The organism is Nitratifractor sp., from assembly GCF_015487065.1.
GTDB lineage: Bacteria > Campylobacterota > Campylobacteria > Campylobacterales > Sulfurovaceae > Nitratifractor.
The window spans coordinates 1-7219 of sequence record NZ_WFQN01000077.1 but is presented as its reverse complement, the minus strand read 5'-3'; the positions used below and the strand labels follow the sequence as shown (position 1 = coordinate 7219).

Sequence of the window (7219 nt, the reverse complement as noted above, 5' to 3'; positions counted from 1 at the left end):
GGGTCCATCCCGGCAGGGAGAAAGCGGAGCAACTCAGGATGAGAAAATGACGACGTTTCATGATGACATTGTATCCCAAGAGGCAATGCAAATAATGTTATGATTCAGTGTAACAGCGTTTCCTGCATGAAAGAGAGGTAGAGTATGGCCTATTATCTGGGAATGATGGAGTTCATCCTGGCGGTGATGGCCCTCTTTCTGATCTGGCAGGCGTGGCGCTGGTATCGGAGGATGCGGCTCCTCAAACGCATCGAGGAGGAACCTTTTCCAGAGTCCTGGCGGGCCTGGCTGAAGCAGACCCCCCATTACCCGCTGCTTCCCGAGGCGATGCAGCAGCAGGTGGAGAAGCGTCTGCGCTACTTCATGGAGAGCAAATCCTTTGAAGGAGTGAAGACGGAGCTGACCGACGAGATGCGGGTATTGATCTCCTTTTATGCCTGCCTGACGGTGCTGGGCAAGCCGGAGGAGTGCTATGACATTCTGCGCAGCGTCCTGGTCTATCCCAACGTCGTGGTGGCTCCCCGCAAGGAACAGAACGGCTGGATCGTCCGGGAAGAGGAGGCGCTGCTGGAGGGGGAGTCGGCGGGAGATACGGTGGTGATCGCCTGGCACGAGGCGCGCCGCGACGCCTACCACACCTGGCCCCATAATGTGATCATCCACGAGTTCGCCCATGTGCTGGATTTCGAAGACGGCAGTGCCGACGGCGTGCCGCCGCTGATGCTCCGGAACTATCGGGAGTGGATCGACGTGGTCTCCCGGCGCTATGAAGAGCTACGTAAACGGGCCGAGGAGAACCGGGACTGGGGCGACTACCGCCTCATCGGTGACTATGCCGCCACCAACGAAGCGGAGTTTTTCGCCGTGACCAGTGAGCTCTTCTTTCAGCGGGGCGAGACCCTCAAAAAGCATTTCCCGGATCTCTATCATGAGTATCGGAGTTTTTACAATCTGGATACCGCGCAGCTCTTCGGGGATCTGGACCGGCACCCGGGGCATCGCCACTGAGCCGCCGGGCCGTTGGTTTACGGTTAAGCGAGAAAGATTATACTTTCATTATCACACTGCACTGAAGGAGATCAGAGATGAAAAAGGTAGCGATCAACGGACTGGGGCGGATCGGAAAGATGGTGCTGTGGCACTATGTCACGCATCGGCCCGACAATGTGGAGATCGTCGTGGCCAACGGCGGCAGCGGTACGCCGGAAGACCTGGCCTATATGCTCAAATTCGATTCGGTCCACGGACGCTTCCCCGCGGAGGTGGAGTACGACGAGACGAGTCTGACCGTCGGCGGTCAGAAGATCGCCATCGTCGACGAGCGGGATCCCGCCAAACTCCCCTGGGCGGAGATGGGGATCGATATCGTCCTGGAGTGTACCGGGCACTTCACCGATCGGGACGGCGCAGCCAAGCATCTGGAAGCGGGAGCCAAAAAGGTGATCATCTCCGCTCCCGGCAAAAACGTGGATCTGACCGTGGTCCTGGGGGTCAACGAATCCTGGTACAAGCCCGAAGAGCACCATGTCCTCTCCAACGCCAGCTGTACCACCAACTCTCTGGCGCCGGCCATGAAGGTCCTGGAGGAGCGCTTCGGGGTCGAAAGCGCCCACATCACCACCACCCACGCCTACACCTCCAGCCAGGTGACCATCGACCGCAAAAAGCCCGGCAAGCACCGCCGGGGCCGGGCGGCGGCAGTCAACATCATCCCCACCACCACGGGTGCGGCCAAAGCGACCGTGGAGGTGATCCCCGATCTCCAGGGCAAGATGACCGCCATGGCGCTGAGGGTGCCGGTACCCGACGGAGCGATCACCGAGATCGTCGCCAACCTCAAAAAGGAGACCACCGTCGAGGAGCTCAACGCCGCCTTTGCCGAAGCGGCTCAGGGTGAGTTGAAAGGGATCCTGGAGTTCAGTACCGAGGAACTGGTCTCCACCGACATCCTGGGCAATCCCCACTCCAGCATCATCGACGGCCTCTCCACCCAGGTACTGGGGGGCAAAATGGTCAAAGTGATGGCCTGGTACGACAACGAGTTCGGCTACTCCGGACGGCTTCTGGAGCTGGCAGATCTGATCGCTTCCAAAATGTGATCAAGCGCTTCTTTGAAAACCAAAAGGAGCTCTCTACGCCATCCTGAATCCGATTGGGGACAGACGGCAAAAACAGGAATATTTGATCATGGCAGATGGATCAGTCCGGAATGATTTGAGTTTCCCCAAAGCCATTTTGCTGTCAATTTGTTCTAAGCTTTCCGGAGTATAATCGCCCCAAATCAGGACTTACCCGACTCGGCTCAAGGCCGGGCAAGCCCTCTTTCGCGCCGCGTTGCCGGCGCATTTTTCCAAAGACGTTTCATTGTTGCGTTGTGCTTTTTGTCATCCGATCCGTTTTGACGGAGAATCATTTTTGCCGGAGTCGTCGCTCATGCCGTTTGCGTTTCAGTTCGATGCCCTGTCGATCCTGTTTGTCTTTTTGATCCTGCTGGGGGTGGTGCCTAACCTTTTCTACTCCCGGGGCTATCTGCCGCATATCGGGCGCAAGGCCCACTATCGGGTCCACTACTGGAGCTTCGTCCTCTCGATGCTGGGGGTGGTGACGGCGGCCAACGGACTGACCTTTCTGCTCTTTTGGGAGCTGATGAGCCTGACCAGCTGGCAGCTGATTCTGACCGAGCCCGAAGAGGAGGGGACGATCCCTGCGGCACGGTTTTACTTTTTCATGACCCATTTTGGCTTCGTCTTTTTGCTGCTCTTTTTCCTCATCGCCACAAACGGCGATCTGGAGATGGGCTTTGATGGGATGCGTACGGTGGTGGCGGGATTCGCCTACCCTTCCTTGCTCTTTTTCCTCCTGATTCTGGGTTTTCTCTCCAAGGCCGGGGCGGTGCCGCTGCACGTCTGGCTTCCTTATGCCCACCCGGCGGCCCCCAGTCCCGTCTCGGCGCTCATGAGCGGGGTGATGCTCAAAGTGGCGATCTACGGGATGTTTCGCTTCTTTTTGCAGGTGCTGCACCCCTGGCCCCTGGAGTGGGGGATCCTGGTGCTGGTTATCGGAGCGCTCAGCTCCCTGGTAGGGGTCCTTTACGCCCTGAGCGAACACGACATCAAAGCGTTGCTTGCCAACCACTCCATCGAAAACATCGGCATCATCCTCATCGGCTTCGGGATGGGGATGATCTTCGATACGCTGGGGCTGGGGATCCTGAGCTCCTTCGCCTTCATCGCGGCGCTCTTTCACACCTTCAACCACATGAGCTTCAAATCGCTGCTCTTCATGGGGGCCGGAAGCGTCCTGCACGAAACCCACACCAAAAACATCGAAGCCTACGGGGGACTCATGAAGGCGATGCCGATCACAGCCTGGACCTTTCTGCTGGCTTCGGTCTCCATCTCGGCTTTGCCGCCGACGAACGGCTTTTTGAGCGAATGGATGATCTTCCAATCCTTGCTGAGCTCCAACACCATCACCGACATGTCGCTCAAACTGGCGATCCCCTTCGCCATCTTCGCCCTGGCGCTGACCGGAGGGCTGGCCATTGCCTGCTTCGTCAAAGCCTACGGCATCACCTTCCTGGGATTGCACCGCAGCGCCAACGCCAAACACGCCCGGGAGGTCAACAGTCTCATGCGCCTGGGGATGCTGGCCATGGCGGGGGTGGTCCTCTCCCTGATGCTCTTCGCGCCCGCCTATATCCGGCTCTTTGACCGGGCGCTGGTGGTCCTAGGAAGCGTCCCCGCCTACGATGCGATCTTCCCGGAAGGCATCTGGCACATGCACTCGGTCGCGATCAACGGCGGGGTGGTCTCGCCGCTGATTCTGCTGATTTCCCTCCTGGGGGTGACGGGGCTGCTGGTCTGGGCCTACCGGGCCCTGGGGGTCAAAGAACGAATGCACCGCACCTGGGCCTGCGGCTACCGCACCGGGGCGCGCACCCAGTATTCGGCCACCGGTTTCGCCGGGCCGATCCGCCGCTTTTTCAACTGGCTCTACCGCCCCGAGGAGCACTGGCACGAAGGGCACGCGGACGCGGAGGAGAAGGCGCTGACCCCCTCCCACTATGCGGTGCACGTCAAACCCCTCTTCGAGCGCTCCCTCTATGACGGGACGGCCCGGCTGGCCAACTGGGTGAGCTACTGGGTCTACCGCCTGGCCCATTTCGAGCAGACCCGCTACGCGGCGATGATCTTCAACCTGATGCTGCTGGTGCTGTTTAGCTACCGGATCTTCGCCCATCAGTTCAGCTGGGCCACTTTCGCCCTGGAGTCGGTGGTGATGATCATCTCCATCAAAGTCCTGATTATCGGAGAGAGACGATGAGTGCGCTGCTGCTGTACTTCCTGACGATCGTCCTGATGCTGCTGGTGGCTCCGCTGCTGCTTTCTTTCATCAAAGGGGTCAAGATGTGGCTGCTGTATAAACGCCCCGTTTCGATCTGGCAGGGGTATCGGGATTTTGCCAAGCTGCTGCGCAAAGAGAGCGTCGTCAGCCGGGAGGCGAGCGCCATCACCCGGGTGGCCCCGTTTCTGGTCCTTTCGCCGCTGCTGGTGGTGCTTTTCTACCTCCCGCCGGCGGTGAAGGGGGCCTACTACGTCAGCTTCGTCGACGCCTTCACCATCACGGGGCTGCTGGCCCTTTCGACCTTTTTCCTGATGCTGCTGGGGCTGGACAGTGCCAGCAGTTTCGGGGGGATGGGATCGAGCCGGGAAGCCTTCATCTCCGCCCTGGTCGAACCGGCGATGGTGCTGACGATCTTCAGCGTCTCGATGATGGCCGGAGATCTGGGCGTGGGGCAGGCGGGGGTCAACCTGGCCGAGCACTTCCCCGCGGAACATATGGCCAGCTTCCTCTTTGCCGCCATCAGCTTTTTCATCCTCCTCATCGCCGAAAACGGCCGGATCCCGGTGGACAACCCCGAAACCCACCTGGAGCTGACGATGGTGCACGAAGCGATGATCCTGGATATCACGGGGGTCTATCTGGCCCTGATCGAAAGCGCCGCGTCGATCAAGTTCGTGATCTTCGCCAGCCTCTTCGCGGGGCTCTTTTTGCCCTTCGGGCCCGAGTTGGCCTGGCCGCTGGCGCTGCTCGTTTTCCTGGGCAAGCTCTTCGCCGTGGCCCTGGCGGTGGCGCTGATCGAGGTCCATACCGCCAAGCTGCGGCTTTTCAAGGTCCCCAATCTGCTGGGGATCGCCATCGTCTTCGCCTTTTTGTCGCTGATTACCTTTTATGTGTTGGGAGCCTGAGATGGTCGATTTTCTGATTGGATTGTTCCTCGCGACGCTGATTACGGCGCTCTTTACCACGCGGCTCTATCGGCTGCTTTTCTGGTACGCCCTCAACTCCCTGACCCTGGGACTGCTGGCCTTGACCATCGGAACGCGGCTGCACGATCGGGCGATGCTCCTTAGCGGCGCGCTGACGATCCTGCTCAAAGCCGGGGCGATCCCCTACATCCTCAAGATGCTCAGCCGCAAATTTGCGCTGGTGCGGCAGATTCCCCCCGGCATCAAAACCCAGTATGCCATCATGCTGGTGCCGGCGATCCTGGTCTTTACCTTTTACCTGGCCGAGCCCATCAGCCACATGGTCCAGGGCAACGCCAACTACGTGGCGGTGAGCATCTCGTCGCTCTTTCTCTCGCTGCTATTGATGATCGAGCACCGCAACGTGGCGCCGAAGATCGTGGGCTTCCTCTGTATGGAAAACGCCCTGTTTTTGCTGGGGACCACGGCGACGGAGGGGATGCCGATGCTGGTGGAGCTGGGGATCTTCTTCGATCTGCTGATGGCGATCGTGGTGATCAACCTGCTGCTCTATCGTGAGGAGGCCCAGTCATGATGCTCTTTTGGCTTCTGCTCCCGCCGCTGCTGATGTTCGCCGCCAGCTTCTCCCAAAGCGTCTGGGCCCGGCGTCTGCTGCCGATCAGCTCCTTCGCCGTGCTGATCCCTGTGGCGATCCTCTTTCGTCTCCCCAAACCCTACGCCCTGTGGGGCGACTACCTGGTGGCCGACGATCTGAACACTTACATCCTCCTGCTGGCCTCGGTCGTCGGCATCGGGGTGACCCTCGCGCTCCTGACGCTGGATCGGCACGTGCGCATCAGCCAAAAGGCGCTCTATCGCTTCTATCGCTTTTTCGGGCTTTTCTGGGTGGGCTTGAGCCTTTCGATCCTGGCCAACCATATGGGGATCTTCTGGATCGGTCTGGAGATGGCGACCCTTTCGACGGTCTATATGATCAAGACCAACCACACTCCCGCCGCCCACAAGGAGGCCTGGAACTACATGATCGTAGGAGCCATCGCCATTTCGCTGGTGCTCTTCGGCATCATCCTCATCTACGCTTCAGCCAAGCCGCTGCTGGGAGAGAAGGCGATGCTCTTTGACGCGCTGCTGCATTCAGCCCACCGGATCCCTTCGCCCTTTCTCTTCGAGATGGGCTTCGCGCTGGCGGCGCTGGGGATGTTCGTCAAGATGGGCTTTTTCCCCATGAACCTCTGGCTGGCCCATATCGAGCGGGCCGCTTTCTACCCGGTGGCGGCGCTTTTTAGCGGGATTCTGGAGAGCGGAGTAATGGCGGGCTTTTTCCACTTCAGCCGGATCGCCGAAAAGGTCAACTACGACCATCTCTTCCTCTTCGTCTTCGTCTATACCCTGCTGACGCTCTTTATCGTCTCGTCTCTCATTTTCCGGGCCAAGGATTTTATGCGTCTTTTCAGCCTCTCCGGCGTCGAGCACATGGCACTGATCGCGCTCTTTTGGGTCAGCGGGGGGACCTTCGCGGCGTTGCTGCATTTCGGCGCCCACGCCTTCCTCAAACCGGCGCTCTTCCTCTCCACCGGGGTCCTGGAATCGGGAGGTCGCTATCGCTTCGCCGGGGCGCTCCGGGGCTATCACGGAGTGCAGGGCAAGCTCTTTTGGTTTCTGGTGGGGCTCTTTATGCTGGCGATCGTTTCGCTCCCTCCCAGCCCGATGTTTTTCTCCGAACTCTACGGCTTCGGGGCGATGATCGACAACGCCAAAGCCAGCCACCATCTCCTGGCGATGCTGGGGGCGATCACTTTGCTGCTGGTGCTGCTCTCGGTGATCTTCTACCGCTTCGTGGCGATCTACCAGTCGATGAAATACGAAGGGGAGGAGACGAGCAAAGTGGTCTACACTTCCGAAGTGGCGGCGCTGGCGATCTTCGCCGTCGGCCTTGTGGCGTTGCT

6 protein-coding genes are annotated in these 7219 nt (G+C 59.5%); all 6 read left to right on the top strand.

The window, feature by feature from the left end; translation table 11 throughout:
- The first annotated feature begins 144 nt into the window (after positions 1 to 144).
- Positions 145 to 1008: a zinc-dependent peptidase gene (locus F8I07_RS04150; RefSeq protein WP_292656106.1), complete on the top strand. Its 864-nt coding sequence runs from the start codon at positions 145 to 147 to the stop codon at positions 1006 to 1008.
- Positions 1009 to 1085: 77 nt separating this feature from the next.
- On the top strand, positions 1086 to 2099 hold the full coding sequence (gap, locus tag F8I07_RS04145) for a type I glyceraldehyde-3-phosphate dehydrogenase (RefSeq protein WP_292656104.1): 1014 nt from the start codon (positions 1086 to 1088) through the stop codon (positions 2097 to 2099).
- A gap of 334 nt (positions 2100 to 2433) precedes the next feature.
- Positions 2434 to 4326 carry a proton-conducting transporter membrane subunit gene (locus F8I07_RS04140; protein ID WP_292656102.1) on the top strand — a complete coding sequence of 631 codons (1893 nt, stop codon included), beginning with the start codon at positions 2434 to 2436 and terminating at the stop codon, positions 4324 to 4326.
- Positions 4323 to 5252 (top strand): NADH-quinone oxidoreductase subunit H, encoded by a 930-nt coding sequence (locus F8I07_RS04135; protein ID WP_292656099.1) that lies wholly within the window; start codon positions 4323 to 4325, stop codon positions 5250 to 5252. The genes F8I07_RS04140 and F8I07_RS04135 overlap by 4 nt, the downstream gene beginning before the upstream one ends.
- Position 5253: 1 nt before the next feature.
- Complete coding sequence (locus F8I07_RS04130; RefSeq protein ID WP_292656096.1) at positions 5254 to 5847, top strand: hydrogenase; 594 nt, start codon at positions 5254 to 5256, stop codon at positions 5845 to 5847.
- Positions 5844 to 7219 (top strand): proton-conducting transporter membrane subunit (locus tag F8I07_RS04125; RefSeq protein WP_292656093.1); only part of this gene is annotated, 1376 nt, incomplete at its 3' end. The genes F8I07_RS04130 and F8I07_RS04125, both read left to right, overlap by 4 nt.

Coding starts and splice junctions, on each gene's coding strand:
- F8I07_RS04130 (WP_292656096.1), top strand. CDS start 5,254: ATGGTCGATTTTCTGATTGGATTGTTCCTCGCGACGCTGATTACGGCG.
- F8I07_RS04150 (WP_292656106.1), top strand. CDS start 145: ATGGCCTATTATCTGGGAATGATGGAGTTCATCCTGGCGGTGATGGCC.
- F8I07_RS04140 (WP_292656102.1), top strand. CDS start 2,434: ATGCCGTTTGCGTTTCAGTTCGATGCCCTGTCGATCCTGTTTGTCTTT.
- F8I07_RS04135 (WP_292656099.1), top strand. CDS start 4,323: ATGAGTGCGCTGCTGCTGTACTTCCTGACGATCGTCCTGATGCTGCTG.
- gap (WP_292656104.1), top strand. CDS start 1,086: ATGAAAAAGGTAGCGATCAACGGACTGGGGCGGATCGGAAAGATGGTG.